The organism is Gemmatimonadota bacterium (assembly GCA_016714015.1).
GTDB lineage: Bacteria > Gemmatimonadota > Gemmatimonadetes > Gemmatimonadales > Gemmatimonadaceae > Pseudogemmatithrix.
In genome coordinates, this window is record JADJNZ010000001.1 from 902,355 (window position 1) to 921,569 (window position 19,215).

The following is a 19,215-nucleotide window of genomic DNA, read 5'->3' on the forward strand; positions in this document are numbered from 1 at the left end:
GGTCAGTCCCCGAAGCTGATCCCCACCGCCCGGGCGGTCCGCACCACGTCGTGGGTCGGGTCGACCCGCTTGGTGTCCCTCAGGGCTTCCTTGATGGGCACCGTCACGATGTTCGGGGTCTGGAGCGCGACCATGTGCCCCCACTTTCCCGCCGCCACCGCCTCCGTCGCCGCCCCACCGAAGCGGGTCGCGAGCAGCCGGTCATAGCCGGTCGGCATGCCGCCGCGTTGCAGGTGCCCGAGGACCATCGACCGGCACTCCTTGCCGGTCTTCTCCTGGATGATGTGCGCCAGCCGTTGGGCGATCCCACCCACGCGACGGGCCTGGCCCGGCATCGACTCACCGATGATCGAGGCCTCGCCGCTCTCGTCGTGCGCGCCCTCGGCCACGACGACGATCGCGAACTTCCGGCCTCGCTTGTCGCGCTCCATGATCGCTTCACAGACCTTCTCGACCTTCCACGGGATCTCGGGGATCAGCACGACATCCGCCGTCCCCGACACCCCCGAGTGAAGCGCGATGAAGCCCGCGTCACGCCCCATGACCTCGAGCACCATCACGCGGTCATGGCTCTCGGCCGTGGTGTGCAACTTGTCGATCGCCTCGATCGCCGTCGACACCGCGGTGTCGAATCCGAAGGTCGTGACCGTCCCGGACACGTCATTGTCGATCGTCTTCGGGACGCAGACGATGCGCATCCCCTTGTCGACGAGCTTCTGCGCGATGCTGAGCGACCCGTCCCCGCCGATCGAGATGATCGCCTGGATGCCGAGGTTGCGCGCGTTGTCGATGAGCTCGTCCGAGCGGTCGAAGTTCTTGTAGGTGCCGTCGGCCTGGAGGCGCGGGAACTCGAACGGATTGCCGCGGTTGGTGGTCCGCAGGATGGTGCCACCGAGGTGCGCGATGCCGCGCACCGACTCCGCGGTGAGCGGCACCACCTCGTCCTCGCCGAGCAGGCCGGCATAGCCCCGCTTGATGCCGAGGACGGTCCAGCCCTTCGCGATGGCGGAGAGCGTGGCGGCGCGGATGACCGCATTGAGGCCGGGGGCATCGCCGCCGCCGGTGGAGATCGCGAGACGCATGATGAGAGCAGAGGGGAGGGGGAATGACCGGACGGGAGATCCCGCGCTCCCGTCCGGGTCCTACAGCTTCGACCGGATCAGGCCGAGGATCTCACCGGGCTGTGCATGCCGCCCGAGTTGCTTCTTGGAGAAGAGGAGCGTGTCGTCGAGGGTCACCTCGAAGACCCCGCCGCCGGAGGGGATCAACCCCACCTCGGCCTCGGGGAACTCCTCCCGGAGCGCGGCCGCCAGACCGGCGGCCCGTGGCTCGTAGTTTCAGACCGTGCAGAATTCGATGGTCAGGCGCATGGTTCACGACGGAAGAACGGGAGTTCACGGCCCAATGCCGTGACTTCGCATGAAAACTACCATCCCGACCCGTGAGCGTCACCTCCCGGATCAGGGATAGGCGACACCGGCCAGATTGGCGAGCTTGCGCAGCGTGCTGTCCTGCCGCGCCACCACGCCGCGGAGGGAATCGGTGGCGAACTGCAGCTCCGTCGTCCGGTTCGCCAGGTCCTCCAATGTCGCCTGCAGGTCCAATGTCTCCTGCATCTGGTCGAGCTGCTCCTTGGGGTCGGTGTAGCAAGCGCCGGTGAGCGTGGCGACGACGACGAGCGTGAGCGCGACAGGGCGCAGGGGCATGGCGGCCATGGAACGGTCCCGGGGGCAAGAAGGGGATGACGGTCGATCGGCCGAATCTACGCATCCTCTCTGCGCCCCGTTCGGAGGAGTATCGGCATGCGTCGCGGTCTTACACTGGTCGAGGTGATCCTCGTCTGCACGTTCCTCGGGCTCGTCGCGGGGATCGCCCTCCCCCGCGTCGGCTCGGCGCTCGACGCGGTGCGCCTCGAGCAGGCCGCGCACGAGATCGCGGGCGCACTCACCCTGGCGCGCGCCGCGGCCATCCGGCGCGCCGCCTTCGCGGAACTGGTCATCGATGAGGTGAGGGGGACCGTGCGCGTGGAGAGCGGCGGTGACACCCTCCTCGCGCGCGCGATCCGCGCCGACCACCGGGTCAGCCTCCGCGCCTCGCGCGACACCATCACCTATGCCCCGACCGGGCTCGGCTACGGCGTCGCCAACAGCACCATCATCGTGGGGATCGGCCAGCGCGCGGAGACCGTGACCGTCAGCCGCCTGGGACGCATGCGCCGATCGTGGTGACCTCAGGTCCCGAAGTCGTATCCCGCCACCGAGATCCGCGGGATCTCCTGGCCGATGACTCGCTCCACGGTGCGCACCATCCCGATCTCGTCGGCGCACATGAAGGTGAAGGCGTCCCCTTCCTTCGCCGCGCGGCCGGTGCGCCCGATCCGGTGCACGTAGTCCTCCGCCTGCTGCGGCACGTCGTAGTTCACCACGTGCGAGATGCCGGAGATGTCGAGGCCGCGCTGCGCGATGTCGGTCGCGACGAGGATCTTCACGCGCCCCTCTTTGAACTTCGCCAGGGCCTGCTCGCGCTGCGCCTGAGTCTTGTCGGCGTGCAGCGCCTCGGCGGTGAAACCGTCCCCTTCGAGGTCGCGCACCACGCGATCCGCGCCATGCTTCGTTCGCGTGAACACGAGGATGGAATCGGTCGCGCCCATCTCCTTCAGGAGGTGACGGAGCAGCTCGGTCTTCTTGTGCTTGGGCACGGGATACACGAAGTGGCGCACCGTCGTCGCGGCCTGCGAGCGGCGCCCCACCTGCACCACCGTCGGGCGACGCAGGTACTTCCGCGCGAGCGCCTCGACCTCCGGCGGCATCGTGGCCGAGAAGAGCAGCGTCTGCCGGTACGGATGGATCTGCGCGACGATCCGGTTGATCTGCGGCGCGAAGCCCATGTCGAGCATCCGGTCGGCCTCGTCGAGCACGAGCACCTCGAGCTCATCGAAGACGACGTTCTGCTTCTCGAGATGGTCGATGAGGCGTCCCGGCGTCGCGACCACGACGTCGACGCCACCATGGAGCGCCTTCACCTGCGGTTCGTAGCCCACGCCGCCGTAGACCGAGATCACCTCGAGCCCGGTGCCCGTCCCGTACTTCCGGAAACTCTCCTCGACCTGCTGGCAGAGCTCGCGCGTCGGGGTGAGGATGAGCGCGCGAGTCCGCTTGGGCCCGTCCATCAACCGCTCGATGATGGGGATCGTGAACGCGGCAGTCTTCCCGGTGCCCGTCTGCGCGAGACCCATGAGGTCCTTGCCGCGGAGCGCGAGCGGCACCGCCTGCGCCTGGATCGGCGTCGGGCGGGTGTAGCCGGCGCCGCGGAGCGAGTCGAGCATCCGCTCGCTCAGGCCGAGATCGGCGAACGTGATCTCCGAAGTGCTCGCCTCCGCCTCGGCGAGCGTGAGCCCGGTCGGTTCGACGGTCGAGGGGTCGGGCAGCAGCGAGGGCGCGGCGGGGGCCGGCGTGGACTTCTTCGCGGCGCTCCCCTTCGGCCGCGGCGCTTTCGTCGTCTTGGTCATCGACCGCAATCTACTCAGGGCGCGCGGACCGCGCCGAGGAGGATCGCATTCACGCGCGCCGGGACCTCCTCCATCACCACGTGCCCGCCATCGTGGATCCAGGTCAGCCCCCCATCTCGCAACGCGGCGGTGAGCCCCTCCGCATGCACCGGACGCACCGTCCGGTCACGCGTCCCGAAGACCACCTGCGTCGGCACGCGGAGTGCGCCCACCGCCTCGAGCGACCAGGGCGCCCAGTCGAACTCCTTCAGCATCTGCAGCTGCGCGCGCACCACCTGCGGGAACTGTGTCGGTGCCCAGTATTCGTCCACGTCGCGCTCGGAGAACCAGCCGAGCTTGCCGTAGACGCGGCGTTGCACGAAGTCGACGACGCGCCGCGGCACGAGCTGCGACGGCACCGTGCCCGGGAGCAGCGGGATGATCGGCGCGAGGGCCTGCCACGGCGGGATGAGGCCGAATCCCACCGGGCCGAACAGCACGAGCGAGCGCACGCGCTCCGGGGCCTCGAGCGCGAGGCGCACCGCGACCTTGCCGGCCATCGACTGCGCGGCGATCACCGCGCGCGGCATCGCCAGTGCGTCCAGCGCCGCTGTGAGATGCTGCGTGAAACGGTCGAGCGTGTATGCCCCCGGCGTCTCGGGCGCATCGGAGAGTCCATGCCCGGGCAGGTCGATCGCGACCGCCCGATGCCCGGCATCACCGAGCGCGCGCAGGTTGTGCCGCCAGAGATAGCTCGACACGCCCCAACCGTGCAGCAGCACGATCGGCGCACCATCGGCCGCGCCGGCCTCGAGCACGCGGAGGCGCAGCCCGGTCCCGACGACCAGCGTCCGCGCGGTGATCCCGTCGACGCCCGCCGGGAACCACTCTGCGGGCGGGAGTCGGTCGAGGATGGTCGCGCCTCGTGCTAGATGAGGTCGATCGGCCGGCCGCCCAGCCGCGCGATGAGACCGATGCGGAACGTCACGTCGGCCCACCGCTCCTCCCCCCCGTGCGGCTGCTCGAGCGGGAACATCGGCCAGACGTACGGATTCGCGCTCTTCGGCATCGCCATCCCCTTGTGCGGATGCCAGACGCCCGTGCGGTCGGTGTCGTCGACGAACCGCTCGAACATCTTCGACCAGTTGTCGTTGCGACGGAGGAACCCGAGGCGCGCCATCAACTCGAGCCACGCGAGGGCGGCGGGCACGTCGTCCTCGACCGCGTTCCGGTGGGGGAGCAGGTCGCCGAGCACGAGATGCGGCATCGGCAGCATCTGGGTGCCGACCTGCTGGATCGACTCCTGCCGGGGCAGGGGTCGCGTGAGATACTCGTAGAGGAGCTCCATGGCGTCGTAGTGCTCGCTCTGGAAGAGCGGCATGTGCGCGAGGAGATGCAGCATGTGGATCGTCGGCGGGAACGCGTCGGGATGCAGCACCTGCTTGTTGCCGACGCGAATCCACGGCTTCTCGGCGAGGGGCGATCGAAGGAAGTCCGCGAGCCGGTCCACGGTGCGGCGCGCGAGGCCGCGCAAGCGCGGGTCGCCCTCGAAGCCCGCGCCCGCGAGGGCGGCGCCTGCCGCCTCTCGCAAGAGTTGGCGCTGCAGGAGGAGAGACTCCTCCTCGACCTTCGCCTTGGAGGGCGCGAGTTCGAAGAGCATCGAACGATCGGCAGCATCCTCGGCGAGCAAGCGGAAGAGGACGCGACGGGTGTGCAGGAGCGGCGGCGCATCCTTGTCCCATCCGTACTCGGTCAGTCGCCGAAAGGCTGGCACCGTGCCGATCCCCTCGAAGTGCTCGGCGCGTTGCGAGGGTAGTGACAGGATGGACCCGTTCCACACGCCGTCGACCGCGGCCTGCAGAGCGAGTTCTATCGCGGGCCGGTACGTGTATGGCAGATTGCCTACCTTCGGCGAAACGTGCGCACTGAGTCTCGCGACATCGATGATGGCGCGATACTGGATAGGTGCTGACGCGTTATCGAGCAGCCATTCAAGCGGAAACCCCACAGCCGGAAGAGGCGGCGGCGGAGGCGCGAAGATCGAAACGGGGATGACGGCGGGTGTGGTCAACGTGTAAGTCCGGCTCAAGGCGTTGCCAATCAACGGGATGAAGCCCTTCTGGCCTGTGTGCGACCAACCAAGCGCTAAGGATACCATTTTCACTCCAAAGCGCCAGATTGACCTCGCATGAGAGGCGAGTTCGTGGATATCGGCGGGCAGCGCATGTACTACTTCGCCGCCGGCACCCGCGGGGAGGGTGTACCCGTCATCCTCCTTCACGGGTTCCCCACCGCCTCCCGCCTCTGGCAGGGCGTCGTCCGGGATTTCCCTGCAGGCCATCGCCTCGTCGTGTGCGACCTCCCGGGGTTCGGTCGATCGGATCCCAGCCCGGGCGCCGCCGACTGCGCCGTCCACGCCGCGGCGGTCCTCCGACTGATGGACGACCTGCGGATCGCGCGCGCCTGTATCGTGGGGCACGGCCTCGGCGGAGGCGTCGCGCAGATCATCGCCACCCAAGCCCGCGATCGCGTGTCGCACCTCGCGCTCCTCGACACCGCCGCGTTCGGGGTGGCCCCCCGCCGGATGGCAAGACTCGCGCGCGCCCTGCTGCCACTCGCGGGGATGCTGCCGCCCGGATTGCTCGCTGGACTCGTCCAAGGATCGGTGCGCGCGGGCTTCATCGATCCGGACCGTAGTCGCCTCACGCTCGACACCTGCCTTCACCCCTTCACGACCCCGATCGGCCGCGACCACCTCGTCCAGCATCTGCGCGCGCTCGGACGGTGCGGGACGGCGGACCTCGCCGCGCCGCTCGCCGTGTCGGGCATCCCGACCGCGATCCTCTGGGGCGCGGACGACCCGTTCTATCCCGTCTCGCTCGCCCATCGAATGCACGCCGCCGTCCCGGGATCGACTCTAGAGATCGTGGAGGACGCGCGCCACTTCCTCCCCGAAGACGCCCCTGAGCGCGTTCTCGCCGCGCTGACCGCCCTGCTGCGGCGCTAGCCGCGGGCGCCTCAGTCGGCGCGTTGCGACTCGTCCACGGCCTCGGCCACCCGCTGCACGTCTCGCGCGAGGGCGCGCATCTCCTGCGTCACCGGGCCCTGGTCGGCGAGTCGCGCCTCGAGCCCGGAACTCCGCAGGCGCGTGAGATCGAGCTTCATCGTCTCAAGCACGAGTAGCGCGTGCTCCAGTTGCTGCGAGAGCGTCGTGCGCCGCTCGGCCAAGTCCGTGAGCGTCGTCAGCTGCCGCTGCAGCAACTCAAGGCGACGCGCGCGTTCCGGGGCCTCCTCCGGCAGTGCCTCCGCCTCGGCAATCCGGAGTTGCAGTCGCACGAGGGCGTCGGGCGAGGCATCGGTGTCGAGCGCATGGAGCGCCGCCGCGATCGTGCGCACCCGCTCGACGAGTGACTCGACCGTCGGCTGGATCTCGGGGAGCAGCGCACGCTCCGACTCAGGCAACCGCGCGAGCAGGGAGCGGATCTGCCCGCGAGCACCGTATGCGTCCTTCACCTTCGAGCCGTGCCGTCCGTCGAGGACCTCACGCGGCACGCTGTCGAGCACCGCCTCCGTCGCCGTGGCCGCCGCCGGCGCCGGGATGCTCGGCTCGAGGCGGCGCAACGGTTGCTCGTCCCCGCGCACCGCGGCGCGATCCGGTCGCCGGAACACGTCACGCACCGGGATGCCGTCGGCCCAGAGGTTCGAGAGGCTGCGGATCACGCCGAACGCCATGCCGATCGCCGGGAACAGCACCCAGGGGAATCCCGGCGTGAATACGGCATTGATCGTCGCGAGCATTGCCAGCGTCACTCCCGTCCCGGCGAGCCGACGACGCACGCTCGCGACGCGCTCTTCCGGCGAACGGCGCTGGAGTTCGTACTGTTGCAGCTCGAGCGCCGCCATCCGCATCGACGACCGCGGGGCATCCCGCCCGCGCACCTCCTCGCGCCAGCGCCGCTGCTCCTCGCGCCACTGCCGCAGGACCTCCTTGCCCTGCTCGCGCGTGTTCGCGTCGAACATCCAGTCGCGAGGCAGCGGCGGGAATGGCGGGGCCGGGAGCGGCGTGTGCTGCCGCAGGCGTTCGATCGCCGTCCCTGGTTCCTCCTCCAGGCGCCCCTGCACCGTCCCCACGGTCGCCGGGTGGCTCAGCCGCGGCGTCGAGCGGCGTGGCGCCGGCGCCGCTGCCGCATCCTCGGCGAGCGCGTCGGCGAAGGCCTGCGCGTCGCGCCACCGTTCGTCGCGCCCTTTGGCGAGCGCGCGGTCGATCGCCTGCACGAGGTTCTCCGGCAGGTCGGCGCGCACCTGTGAGAGCGGCCGCGGCCGCTCGCTGAGATGCTTCATGAGCATCGCCGGCGTGTTCGTCGCCTGGAACGGCAGCTCCCCCGCCAGCATCTGGTAGCCAACGACGCCGAGCGCGTAGAGGTCGGCGCGCCCATCGACCTCGCGCTCGCCCATCGCCTGCTCGGGACTCATGTACGCGGGGGTCCCGACCGCGATGCCAGTGACCGTGAGCCGCTGATCGCCCTCCGCCGCTCGCGCGATCCCGAAGTCGGTGACCAGCGCGCGTCCCGACGGCGCCTCGATGAGGATGTTGTCGGGCTTCACATCGCGGTGGACCACGCCCTGCTGATGCGCGTAGTGCAGCGCGCCGGCCACCTCGCGCAGCACGCGACGCACGAAGTCGAGCGGAGGGCGCGGCTCCCGGTGCAGACGTGCCGCCAGCGACTCGCCCTCGACCAACCCCATCGCGAAGTACACCAGCCCCTCCGCCTCGTCGACGGAGTAGATGGGGACGATGTGCGGGTGGGAGAGGCGCGCCGACATCTCCGCCTCGCGCAGGAAGCGGGTGCGGACCTCGGGACGGAACGCGAGCTCGGGCGGGAGGACCTTGAGCGCGACCTTCCGCTTCAGCCGCTCATCGAGGGCCCGATAGACAACGGCCATCCCGCCGCGTCCGATCTGCTCCTCGATCTCGTAGAGGCCGGCGACGGCGGTGGCGCAACGCTCGCGGAGGAGCGTGTCCTCAGCCACGGGGCTGGGAACGGCCGAGTCCGGCCATCGCGTCGCCGGCGTAGACCTGCGCATCGACCTCGCGCGCGAGCGCCATCGCCTGCTCGGCGACCGACGTGACGTGCTGCCACGTCTGGTTCCCGGTCTTGAGGCGCAGGATGTCGAGCTTCATATTCTGCAGCGCGATGGCGCAACTCTCGAGCCGCGCCGCCATCTCGACACGCTTCTTGCCGGCGTCGGCCGCCGCGCGGCGCATGCGCTTGAGCGTGGCGAGCCGCCGCACGCGCGACTCGCTCGCCGCGCGATCCAGGGGATTCGCCTGCGCCTCGAGGACGCCGATCTCCTTCTCGATGGCCTCGACGCCGGTCGTCCCCACTTCGCGATCGAGCGCCGTGAGTCCCGTCGCGAGCGCGATCACCTTGTCGGCGAGGCTGCGGGCGCTGGGGACCACCTCGGGAAGGCGTGCCTGATCGGCCTTGGGGACGTCGAGCATCATGCGCACGATCTCGTCGCGGTCGAGCATCGCCTGGCGCGCGGCGGAGGCGTAGGGTCCGTTGCCGAGCGCCGCCAGCCCCGCGGCGGACGCCGGCGCGCCCGCGGGGAATCCGCCGACCGGCGAGATGCCCTGGCTCAGGCGCCGCTTCCGGTCGCGTTCGCGGACCTCGGCGCGCTTCTGTGGATTGAAGATCGCCTTCGCATCGTCGATGGTCTCCGCCGCGACGTCGACGATCATCTTGTCCCGGGGCTGCTGGAAGACATCGCGCCAGTCGTAGCCGTCGCTCCAGAGCTTGGCGTACTTGTACGCGATGCTGATGCCCCAGAAGGCCGAAACGAACATCAGGTTCGGCCCGCCGATGAGATCGACGACGAAGAAGGTGCCGGTGACGAAGAGGAATGGCGCGATGCGGCGGCGGAAATCGACCACCTCCGGCGCGCTCCATCGCTGGATCTCGTCGGCGGTCGGCTCACCCTCGGCCGACGCCACGGTCATCGGCTGCCAGCTGGGGGCGGCCTGCGGATATGCGGTGCCGGCGCGCGCCGGGAGCTCAGGCACGCGCCCGGTCTCGAGCGCCTCGACGAAGGCCCTCGCATTGGGGAAGCGGTCGGCGGGGTTCTTCTCCAGGCAGAGCATGACCGCGCGCGCGAGGTCGGGCGGGACGTTGGCCCGCTGACCGATGGGCGTGGGCCGCTCGCTCAGGTGCTTCACCAGCAGCGCGGGCGTGCTCGTGGCGTTGAACGGCAGGTCCCCGCAGAGCATCTGGTAGGCCACGATGCCCAACGAGTAGAGGTCGGTGCGGCCGTCGATGTCGCGGTCGCCCGCCGACTGCTCCGGACTCATGAACGCCGGGGTCCCGATGGCGATCCCGGTGCCGGTGAGTTTCTGCTCCGCCCCCTCGCTCACGGCGCGCGCGATGCCGAAGTCGGTGACCATCGTGCGGCCGGTCTGGCCGTCGATGAGGATGTTGTCCGGCTTGATGTCGCGGTGGACGGTGTTCTGCGAGTGGGCATAGGCGAGGGCGTCGCCGACCTCACGCAGGATCCGGCGCGCCTCGTCGGGCGCGATCGGCCCCTGGCGCTGGATGCGCGTGCCCAGGTTCTCGCCTTCGACGAGCGCCATCACGAAGTAGACGAGCCCCTCGCGCTCGTCGACCGAGTAGATCGGGACGATGTGCGGGTGCGAGAGCTGCGCGGCCATCTCCGCCTCGCGCAGGAAGCGCTGGCGGATCTCCGAACGGAAGGCGAGCTCGGGGGGAAGGAGCTTGATGGCGACCGGCCGCTTGAGTCGCTTGTCGCGGCCCTTGTACACGATCCCCATCCCGCCGCGGCCGATCTCCTTCTCGACCTCGTACTGGGATTCGAGCACGCGCACGACGTGCGAGCGCAGCTCGGCGTCGGACTGGCTGATCTGGGGTTCGCTCACGGCGGGGGCTGGAAGTCGGAGGCGGAGATGGACAAGGATACCACTTGGCACACGACCACACCACGCGCGGACCCCTCGTTCGGTCACGCCGCGCGCGTCGTCCGCCTTCCGGTCGCCGCCATGGCAGGTCCTACGTCAGGAAGGCGGTGGAAAGTTGCATTCCCCGCCAACATGTCGTAAGTCAGGGCGGAACGACCCTTGCTCCTTGGGGGGACCATGACCTCCCTGACGACCCGATCGGATCCCACACGATGAGCGCGCGCCAGACCCTCCCGGTCCTCCCCCTCCGTGGGACCGTCATCTTCCCTGGCCTGACCGCTCCCATCGCGGCCGGGCGACCCGGCACCCTGCGCGCCATCGAGTCGGCGCTCAAGGGCGACCGCCTCGTGTTCGCCGTGGCGCAGAAGGACAACGCCGAGGAGCCGAGCCCGGACATCCTGTACTCGATGGGCGTGATCGCGCGCATCGGCCAGGTGCAGCGCGGTCTCGGTGGTGTCCAGCTCCTGCTCCATGGCGAGCAGCGCGCCACGTCGCTCCAATACACCACGACCGAGGGCTATCTCTCCGCCGTCGTGATGCCGGTGGAGGAGATGTCGCCGCCCGACGACCGTGACGCGGCCTTCTCGGCGCTCCACAAGGAGATCCGCGAGCGCGCCGCCGAGCTCGGCGAGCGCCGCGGCCTGCCCGAGGAGGTCGTCCACCAGGTGCTCGACTCGGTCACCGAGCCGGGCAAGTTCTCCGACCTCGTCGCCGGGTACATCGAGCTCTCCGTGCCGGAGAAGCAGGGGCTCCTCGAGACCCTCTCGGTGGAGGAGCGCCTGCGGAAGGTGCTCGTGCACGTGCAGCGCCAGATCTCGCTCCTCGAGGCGCAGGAGGAGATCAAGTCGCAGGTCCAGGAGGAGCTCGGCGAGCGCCAGCGCGAGATGTTCCTGCGCGAGCAGATGAAGGCGATCCAGAAGGAGCTCGGCGACGACGACCAGACGAAGGAGATCGAGGAGCTCCGCGAGAAGCTCATCAAGCTCACGCTCCCGAAGGAGGCACGCACCGAGGTCGAGCGCGAGCTCGGCCGGCTGGAACGCGCCGGGCGCGAGTCGATGGAAGCGCAGGTGATCCGCACCTATCTCGAGTGGATCGCCGAACTCCCGTGGGACAAGCGCTCCGACGACCAGCTCGAGCTCAAGCACGCCGTCACGGTGCTCGACGAGGACCACTACGGCCTCAAGGACGTGAAGGACCGCGTCGTCGAGTTCCTCGCGGTACGGCAGCTCCGTGCGCAGCAGCTCGCCGAGGAGATGGACCGCACCGGCGAGTTCCCCATCGCCAAGCTCCAGACGCCGAAGGAGGACGCGACCGCGACGGCTGCGCCCAAGAAGTCGAACGGCGAGGACAAGGACCGGCAGATCACCGACAAGCGCGAGGCGAAGGCCCGCGCGATGGCGAAGGGACCGATCCTGCTCTTCTCGGGCCCGCCGGGCGTCGGCAAGACTTCGATCGCCAAGTCGATCGCCCGTTCCCTCGGGCGCGAGTATGTGCGGGTGGCCCTCGGGGGCGCGCGCGACGAGGCCGACATCCGCGGCCACCGTCGCACGTACGTCGGGGCGATGCCCGGCCGCATCATCCAGGGGATGAAGCAGGCCGGTACGAAGAACCCCGTCTTCCTCCTCGACGAGGTCGACAAGCTCGGCGTCGTCCTTCCAGGGCGACCCGTCCAGCGCGTTGCTCGAGGTGCTCGACCCCGCGCAGAACGATTCCTTCACCGACCACTACCTCGGCGTGCCGTTCGACCTGAGCGAGGTGCTCTTCATCGCGACGGCGAACTTCATCCAGAACATCCCCGGTCCGCTCCTCGACCGCATGGAGATCGTGGAGTTCGGCGGCTACACCGAGAGAGAGAAGGCCGAGATCGCGAAGAAGTACCTCATCCCGCGCCAGCTCGAGGAGAACGGGCTCGCGGACAAGCCCGTCACGTTCGATGACGCGGCGATCGCTTCGCTGGTGAGCCAGTACACGCGCGAGAGCGGCGTGCGGCAGCTCGAGCGCGAGGTCGGGAAGGTGGCGCGCAAGATCGCGCGCCGGATCGCGACGAACACCGGGGAGGATCCCACCGCTGACGGCGTGATCACCGCCGAGGAGGTGCGCGAACTGCTCGGCCGGCCGCGCGTGCATCCGGAGAAGGCCAACGTCGCGCACGAGGTCGGCACCGCGACGGGCATGTACTACACGCCCATGGGCGGCGACATCATGTTCGTCGAGGCGTCGGTGCGGCCGCTGACGACCCCGGCGCCAGGCGACGGCAACGGGGGAGGCGCGCCGGTCGCGCTCATCCTCACCGGCCAGCTCGGGGACGTGATGAAGGAATCGGCGCGCGCCGCCTTCACGTACGTGACCAAGAATGCCGAGAAGCTGGGGATCCCGCGGAGCCGTCTCGGGACCGTGGAGACGCACATCCACGTACCGGCCGGCGCCATCCCGAAGGACGGACCGTCGGCGGGTGTCGCGATCTCGACGGCGCTCGCCAGTGAGATGAGCGGACGTCCGGTGCGGAAGGACCTCGCGATGACGGGGGAGATCTCCCTGCGCGGCCGCGTCCTTCCCATCGGCGGGGTGAAGGAGAAGGTGTTGGGGGCACTTCGGGCCGGGATCACCGACGTCATCCTTCCGAAGGACAACGAGGCCGACGTGGAGGACGTGCCGGACGAGGCCCGTGCCAAGCTGCGCTTCCACTTCGTGGGGTCGCTCGAGGAGGTGCTGGCGCTGGCCCTCCTGCCCGAACCCGAGAAGGGCGCCGGGGAACCCTTGGCGGTCGTCGCGTAGTATCATCATCGGGGTCGGCGGACGTGATTGGCCGGCCCCGATGACCTTTCACCCCTCCCTCCCGTGACCCGTCGGACCCTCTCGCTCCGCATCTTCGCTGCGGCCGCCCTCGCGCCCGCGCTCGCCGCCCAGGGCGATCGCGTGACCGTGCAGGTGACCGACGTGCGCGGCAACGCCATCCCCTTCGCCTACGTCCAGATCAACAATGGCGCGAGCCGCGTCGCGGACGACTCCGGACGGGTCGCATTCAACCTCAAGCCGGCGGACTCGCTCAACGTCACGGCGCGGCGGATCGGCTTCCAGCCGTTCGTCGGCTGGGCGAAGCGACCGGAGGGAAAGGAATACTTCCTCGCCGACCTCGTGCCCATGCCGAGGGCGCTCGACCCGGTGACGATCAGCGGGCGACGGGACACGCCGCTCGCCCGCACAGGCTTCTATGACCGCGTGGAGCGGATCCAGAAGGGCGCCTACGCGGCGCGGATGATCACACCGGAGGAACTCGAGTTCCGCAACCCGTTGCGCCTCTCGCAGGTGCTCGCGGGGGACAGCTACGTGAAGGTGACCCCGAACAATGGCAAGCAGGTGCTGATGGGGCGCGGGATCATGTGCGCGATGACCGTGCTCGTGGATGGCCAGCGCCTGATGGGCACCTACGAAGAGGCGGTCGGCAATCCGAACCCGCCGCCGATGAGTTCGCTCGCGGCGATCGACGACGTCATCAGTGCGCAGTCGATCGCGGCGATCGAGATCTACGGGAGCATCGCGGCGGTCCCGGTGGAGTTGCAACGCGTCGCGGGGTCACGCATCGCACAGGGGTGCGGGTTGATCGCGATCTGGACGGGCAGCCGTCGCTGAACGGCGCCCCGACCGCGCGGCGGCGCGGTCACGAATGCATGCACGAAGGGCCCCGGGCATCCGCCCGGGGCCCTTCGTGCATGGCAGAACTCGTCGGCGACCTACCCTCGATCAGGGCGCGGTGCCGGTCGCCGAAAAGAGAGAGGTGGCGAACGACCCCTCGTTCAAGCCAGCGCGCAGCTGGTTGGCGCCGAGGACGAGCGTCCACGGAGTCGAGGTGCGGCCGGTCGCATCGGTCGTGGTCTGCGCGATCCGGGTGGCGATCCCGCTGCTGATGCGATGCCACGTGACCGCCGCGCCCGCGACCGGATTGCCCCAGCGGTCATGGACGATGACCGTCGGATCGACCGGCGCGACCTGCCCCGCGACGCCGGTCTGTTCGTTCCCGGCGCTCGGCACGATCGCGTACGAGAGCCCCGCCGTCACCGTGAACGGCGAGCTCGCGAACGCCGACGTGAGCGGGAGGAAGTCCGCGGTCGCGAGGAGCGTGAAGTCGCCGACCTGCGTGCTCGGCAGCGCAGGGAAACTCGACACACCCTGCACCGCCTTCACGCGCACCTGCGTCACACCACCGAGGAAGGAACCTTCGCTGGGTCGAACGCTGACCTCGGCATTCGAGGCGAAGACACGTTCGCCGTTCTTGTCCACGACGGTCACGGCGGCCGGGAAGCCGATGCCCGCACGGACGGTCGAAGGCGGCTGCAGCGAGAACATCAGCCCGGCGGGCGGATTCGCGACGGCGTCGAAGGTGAACGAGGCGGGCGAGAAGACGACACCTTCGAGCGCGTCGCCGCCGAGCGTCGGGGTCGCGACGACCTGATTCGCTCCCACCGCGCCGAGCGTCCAGCAGATGCCCGCGCCACCATTGGGACCGGTGGTGGTCGGTGCGGTCGTGCCGAACGCGCCGCAGCTTCCGGTGTTCGCGGCGACACTGCCGCCGCCCTGGGTGACGTTCCAGTTCACCGGGACGCCGATGAACGGCGTGCCCTGACGGGTGCGCACGGTGATGCTCGGCCGGCACTCATCGCGGAGCGGCGAACCCTGCGCGCCTTCGATGGGCGAGGCGCAGGCCCCCATGAGGTTGAGCGTCTCGCTCAACAGCGCAGACTGGCCGAGGCCCATGCGGGTGAACTCGGTCACGGTGCCGCCGACGCCACCGCCGAACTCAAGCACTGGATCGACCGGCGCGAAGGGGCTGAACTCGGTGACGGTGCCACCGACGCCGCCGCCGAACTCCTGCTGGAAGGCATGCGCCTTCGACGGCATGAGCAGGTCGACGACGCGTCCCCAACCCGAGGGCGCGGGCGCCTCGCCGGTCTGGACCGGGCAGCTGATGAAGTTCGCCGGCGCGGGCGGGGTGATCTCGAAGCCCGCCGTCGCCTGATGTCCCAGCCGGAGCCGGGCCCGGACCTCGGGCGGGATGACACCGCTGGCGCAGACCGCGACGACGACCGGCTGCGCAAGCGGCGCGTCGGTCTCCGACGTCTTCGTGATGCGGATGTAGCCAGGGTACTGGTCGAGCTTGGTCGACAGCGGACCTTCGCCCGCCGGAAAGGTATTCGGGATCACCTCGATCGAGACGAGCGTCGGCTCGCTGACCGGGTTCGCCGGGAACGCGATGCCGGCCGTCCCTTCGACGTTCGTGATGACCTGGGGCTGGTCGGACGGAAGGATGAAGAAGCTGTTCGGCTCGACGACATCAACGTCGATGCCCGCGTAGCAGAGGACGGCGTTGGTGAATGCCTTGAGCTGCGCCTCGGTGCCGGCGAGCCGGCCCTGATTCCACTTCTTCAGGGTGAACGCGACGATCTCGGCGGCCTCCTCCTGCGCCTCCTCGATGTCGTTCTTCCGCACTTCCTTGTCGAGCTCCTTCAGCTTGCCCTTGACCGAGTTGATGTTCGGTGAGGAGCGAGCGGTGAAGATCACGGCCGCGAGCTGGTTGAGCTGCGCCAGCGTCGTGCAGGTGCCGGGGACGACCGAGGCGGACTGCTTGGTCACCCGAAGGGCCGCGTCGCCGGTGGCCGTCGGCGCCTCGCCGCAGGACGCCAGCACGAGCGCGAAAGTGAAGACAGCGAGGTAGCGGGCGAACCTGAGCATGCGGGACTCCGAGTGGGGTGGCGCACCGTCAGCTTGCGCCGTCCTGAACGGAACGGCGGGAGGCCGGGGTGGGACTGCGTCAGAAAGTGACAGCGCAAGACGGATGCCGCAAGCGAGCCTGCTGAACGGCGGCTGCGGACGCGGTATTTCGGGCTGTATTCGGATTTCAGGCGGGGTCGGGCCGCCTCAGTGTTGCGACCGTCCTACGGTCCAGCACCGACCAGCGAGCGCCAGCGCGGGTCGGACTCCAGAGGCCGGAACCACCAGGTGGGCTTGGTCCGCATGTCCTCCTTCCGAGACGCCGGGCTCACGGCGATGTAGTCGCCGAGGCGTCGATACACATCGTCACGGTCGTCGAGGATGACCGATGCGAAGGCCGAGAACATCTTTAGCTCGCCGGTGGGATCGATGATCGCGTCGCCCTCGGCACGCTCGAGTACCCGGCGCGCGCTGTCAGCGAGCCCCGCCGCCGCCGCCGGCATCCGGCTCGCGCGCGCCAGGACCGCGGCGGCGAAGATCTGCCCTACGCGTCGACCGATGACCGAGTCGCGTGGCGGATACGCCGCCTGCAAGGAATCGGCGAGCCGCCACGCCCGGGCGATATCGTAGACGGGGAGGTCCGGGATGGACTGCAGGTAGAGGCGGCACCGCACCGCGCGCACGTTCCCCGGATAGCGCCGCTCGAGGTCCGCGCAGGCGTCGTCGGCCTGCTTGAAGCTCCCGTTGTCGTAGGCGGCATTCACGAGCCGCCCGCGCGTGAGGATCCCATTCGCCTGGAACTCGTCGGCGGCGAGCGACATCTGCGCCGCAGTCGTGACCTCGCTGAGCGGCGACGCGGGGTCGGAGTAGTAGGCGGCCGACAGGGAGGCCCACGCACCAGCCTGGGCCCGGTTGATCGTCGTCGATTTCCGGAGATCGTCGATTGCCTTCTGCAGTTCGGCCGGCTTGTCCTGCTCCTCCGGAACACCCTGAAGGAACGAGAACACGCGCGTCGTGCCGCGCGCCTCGAGCGCGTCGGCGTCCTCGGCGTTGAGCGCGAGCGCGCGATCAGCATGCGTGATGCTCAGCGCGACCCACGGCTTGATGAGGAGGGTATTTCGCCCGAAGGTGCGTGACCGGGCGTAGGCGAGCGACGCCCGACGAACGATGGGCTCCCCCCAGCGCGGATCCTCCTTCTCCGCCGCGGCGAAGGCGGAATCGGCGCGATCGAAGAACGTGACGGCGGCCTCCGCGTCCCCGGCACCGAGGGCCGCGGCCGCGCGACGCTGCAGGGCGAGTCCGTCCTGCACGGCGAGCCAGGCGACGTTGCTGGAGGTCGCGGCCTGCTGCGCGTTGACCTGGATCTCCGCACCAAGGGCCTCGCGGATGAGGTCACCAACGCGGTGCGCGATGGAGTCCTGGACCTGCAACAGGCTGTCACGGGCGACCGGGATCGACCCGTCTCCGACCGAGCGCCCGTTCCGATTCTCGAGTCGGTAGCTGATGAGGACGTTCTTCCCCTCCGGGCGCAGCGAACCGCGCACGAGGAAGCCGACCCGTAGCGCGTCGACGATGCTGTCCGTGCTCGTCATGTTGCGCACGGATTCGGCGCCGTCCTTCGAGATCGTGGTGAGCTGACTCACGCGCGAGAGCGAACGGATCAGGCCTTCGGTGATGCCGTTCGCAGCCGGCCGCAGCGACGAGTCGGCGCTCGCGTCGTCGAAATAGAGGACCGCCACGCGTCGCAGGCTGCGGTCGACCTCGCCCGCCGCCTTGGGCTGCTGCATCGCGAAGTAGGTCGCAGCGCTCCCCAGCGCGACGACGAGCCCCGCGACAAGGAGCGTCGCCGGCCGCTTCCACCACGGCGGGAGCTCGACCAGCTCGCCCATCTCGTCGATCTTGAACACCGGCTGACCCGCGAGCGTGGGGCGCGGCATCATCTGCGAGCCGCGCACCGGGGTCATCATCGACGGGCGCGACATCATTTGCGAACTGCGCCCGGCGGAGGTCGGGCGCATGGCGCGACGCCCGCCGGAGGAGCGCCCGGTGTCGCCGAGCATCTCGGCGAAGGCCTGCGCCGTCTTCGGCCGGTCCACCGGCGCCTTGGCCAGCGCGTGGAAGATCGCCTCCTCCACCTCCATCGGCACCGTGTTCCGCACCACGCGCACGCTCGGCACCTGTTCCATCAGGTGCTTCGCCATGATGGCCATGGCGTTGGCGCCGGTGAACGGCGGCTCGCCGGCGAGCATCTCGTAGAGCATGCAGCCGAGCGAGTAGATGTCGGCGGTCGGCCCGACCTGGTCCCCCGTCGACTGCTCGGGCGCCATGTACACCGGCGTGCCCACGGCCATGCCGGTCTGGGTCAGCTTCTGCCCGGAGGCGTCGTTCGCCGCGCGCGCGATCCCGAAGTCGGCGACGAGCGAGTGCTCGCCCGAGAGGAGGATGTTCTCGGGCTTGATGTCGCGGTGGACGATTCCCTGCTCGTGCGCATAGTGGAGCGCACTGCAGACCTCGAGGGTGATGCGGAGCGCGTCCTCGACGGGGAGCATCCCTTCGCGGTCGAGCCGGTCGCGGAGCGCCTCGCCCCGCACGAAGGGCATCACGTAGTAGAGCAGCCCGTCGGCGTCGCCGGAGTCGTAGAGTCCGAGGATGTGCGGATGCTGCAGCTTGGCGGCGAGGCGGATCTCGCGCTCGAAGCGGTCGGCGCCGATCGACGCCGAGAGCTCGGGATGCAGCACCTTGATCGCGACCTCGCGATCGTGCTTGATGTCCCGCGCGAGGTAGACGGTCGCCATGCCGCCCTTGCCGAGCTCGCGCTCGATGGCGTAGCGGTCGCCGATGGCGGCGCGGAGGCGCAGGAATACCTCGGACGCGTCCTCGATCTGGTCGATCGGCGTGCCCTTGAACTCCTCGGTGAAATTGCGGCCGCACCGCGCGCAGAACGCGGCATCGTCCTCACGAGGTGCCCCACAATTCGGGCAGAAGCTGGGCAGTGCCGGATCCCCCAATGCGCGGTGGCGGACGCCGAAGGCGCCCATCGCGACAAAGTTGA

The 19,215-nt window shown here is 69.6% G+C and carries 13 protein-coding genes and 1 pseudogene; 4 read left to right on the forward strand and 10 right to left on the reverse strand.

Going from position 1 to position 19,215, the window contains the following annotated elements:
• Positions 1-2: 2 nt before the first annotated feature.
• The 3 genes from IPJ78_03850 to IPJ78_03860 all read right to left on the reverse strand — a co-directional run bounded on the left by IPJ78_03850 (position 3) and on the right by IPJ78_03860 (position 1,706).
• Positions 3-1,082, reverse strand: a complete 1,080-nt coding sequence (locus IPJ78_03850) for an ATP-dependent 6-phosphofructokinase (GenBank protein MBK7905678.1) — start codon at positions 1,080-1,082, stop codon at positions 3-5.
• A gap of 60 nt (positions 1,083-1,142) precedes the next feature.
• Positions 1,143-1,313 (reverse strand): Rdx family protein, encoded by a 171-nt coding sequence (locus IPJ78_03855; GenBank protein ID MBK7905679.1) that lies wholly within the window; start codon positions 1,311-1,313, stop codon positions 1,143-1,145.
• Between the two features lie 147 nt (positions 1,314-1,460).
• Complete coding sequence (locus IPJ78_03860; GenBank protein MBK7905680.1) at positions 1,461-1,706, reverse strand: hypothetical protein; 246 nt, start codon at positions 1,704-1,706, stop codon at positions 1,461-1,463.
• Between the two features lie 96 nt (positions 1,707-1,802).
• Here IPJ78_03860 and IPJ78_03865 point away from each other — a divergent pair, with 96 nt between their 5' ends.
• A complete protein-coding gene (locus IPJ78_03865; protein MBK7905681.1) occupies positions 1,803-2,228 on the forward strand; it encodes a GspH/FimT family pseudopilin in 426 nt (141 codons plus the stop codon).
• A gap of 2 nt (positions 2,229-2,230) precedes the next feature.
• On the opposite strand, the gene IPJ78_03870 is transcribed toward IPJ78_03865, so the two are convergent.
• From IPJ78_03870 to IPJ78_03880, 3 genes are all read right to left on the reverse strand, one after another.
• A complete protein-coding gene (locus tag IPJ78_03870; GenBank protein MBK7905682.1) occupies positions 2,231-3,358 on the reverse strand; it encodes a DEAD/DEAH box helicase in 1,128 nt (375 codons plus the stop codon).
• Between the two features lie 164 nt (positions 3,359-3,522).
• Entirely contained in the window at positions 3,523-4,485 is a 963-nt protein-coding gene (locus tag IPJ78_03875) for an alpha/beta fold hydrolase (protein ID MBK7905683.1), read from the reverse strand.
• A complete protein-coding gene (locus IPJ78_03880) occupies positions 4,416-5,261 on the reverse strand; it encodes a hypothetical protein (protein MBK7905684.1) in 846 nt (281 codons plus the stop codon). The genes IPJ78_03875 and IPJ78_03880 overlap by 70 nt, the downstream gene beginning before the upstream one ends.
• Before the next feature lie 414 nt (positions 5,262-5,675).
• On the opposite strand from IPJ78_03880, the gene IPJ78_03885 reads away from it, so the two are divergent.
• Entirely contained in the window at positions 5,676-6,494 is an 819-nt protein-coding gene (locus IPJ78_03885; GenBank protein ID MBK7905685.1) for an alpha/beta fold hydrolase, read from the forward strand.
• An 11-nt stretch (positions 6,495-6,505) separates the two neighbouring features.
• Here the strand turns inward: IPJ78_03885 and IPJ78_03890 are convergent, their stop codons facing one another.
• On the reverse strand, positions 6,506-8,518 hold the full coding sequence (locus IPJ78_03890) for a protein kinase (protein MBK7905686.1): 2,013 nt from the start codon (positions 8,516-8,518) through the stop codon (positions 6,506-6,508).
• A complete protein-coding gene (locus IPJ78_03895; protein MBK7905687.1) occupies positions 8,511-10,418 on the reverse strand; it encodes a serine/threonine protein kinase in 1,908 nt (635 codons plus the stop codon). Before IPJ78_03895 ends, IPJ78_03890 begins: the two co-directional genes overlap by 8 nt.
• A gap of 251 nt (positions 10,419-10,669) precedes the next feature.
• On the opposite strand from IPJ78_03895, the pseudogene lon reads away from it, so the two are divergent.
• Together lon and IPJ78_03905 are read left to right on the forward strand one after the other, a co-directional pair.
• Positions 10,670-13,232: pseudogene (lon, locus tag IPJ78_03900) on the forward strand (endopeptidase La).
• Positions 13,233-13,295: 63 nt separating this feature from the next.
• Entirely contained in the window at positions 13,296-14,087 is a 792-nt protein-coding gene (locus tag IPJ78_03905; protein MBK7905688.1) for a carboxypeptidase regulatory-like domain-containing protein, read from the forward strand.
• A gap of 111 nt (positions 14,088-14,198) precedes the next feature.
• Here the strand turns inward: IPJ78_03905 and IPJ78_03910 are convergent, their stop codons facing one another.
• Both IPJ78_03910 and IPJ78_03915 read right to left on the reverse strand, forming a co-directional pair.
• On the reverse strand, positions 14,199-16,184 hold the full coding sequence (locus IPJ78_03910; protein ID MBK7905689.1) for an Ig-like domain-containing protein: 1,986 nt from the start codon (positions 16,182-16,184) through the stop codon (positions 14,199-14,201).
• A gap of 203 nt (positions 16,185-16,387) precedes the next feature.
• Positions 16,388-19,201, reverse strand: a complete 2,814-nt coding sequence (locus tag IPJ78_03915) for a protein kinase (protein MBK7905690.1) — start codon at positions 19,199-19,201, stop codon at positions 16,388-16,390.
• Positions 19,202-19,215 lie beyond the last annotated feature (14 nt).

Excerpts from the sequence above, each read along its gene's own strand:
- IPJ78_03850 (MBK7905678.1), bottom strand. The coding sequence starts at position 1,082 with ATGCGTCTCGCGATCTCCACCGGCGGCGGCGATGCCCCCGGCCTCAAT.
- IPJ78_03860 (MBK7905680.1), bottom strand. The coding sequence starts at position 1,706 with ATGCCCCTGCGCCCTGTCGCGCTCACGCTCGTCGTCGTCGCCACGCTC.
- IPJ78_03865 (MBK7905681.1), top strand. The coding sequence starts at position 1,803 with ATGCGTCGCGGTCTTACACTGGTCGAGGTGATCCTCGTCTGCACGTTC.
- IPJ78_03885 (MBK7905685.1), top strand. The coding sequence starts at position 5,676 with ATGAGAGGCGAGTTCGTGGATATCGGCGGGCAGCGCATGTACTACTTC.
- IPJ78_03910 (MBK7905689.1), bottom strand. The coding sequence starts at position 16,184 with ATGCTCAGGTTCGCCCGCTACCTCGCTGTCTTCACTTTCGCGCTCGTG.
- IPJ78_03915 (MBK7905690.1), bottom strand. The coding sequence starts at position 19,201 with ATGGGCGCCTTCGGCGTCCGCCACCGCGCATTGGGGGATCCGGCACTG.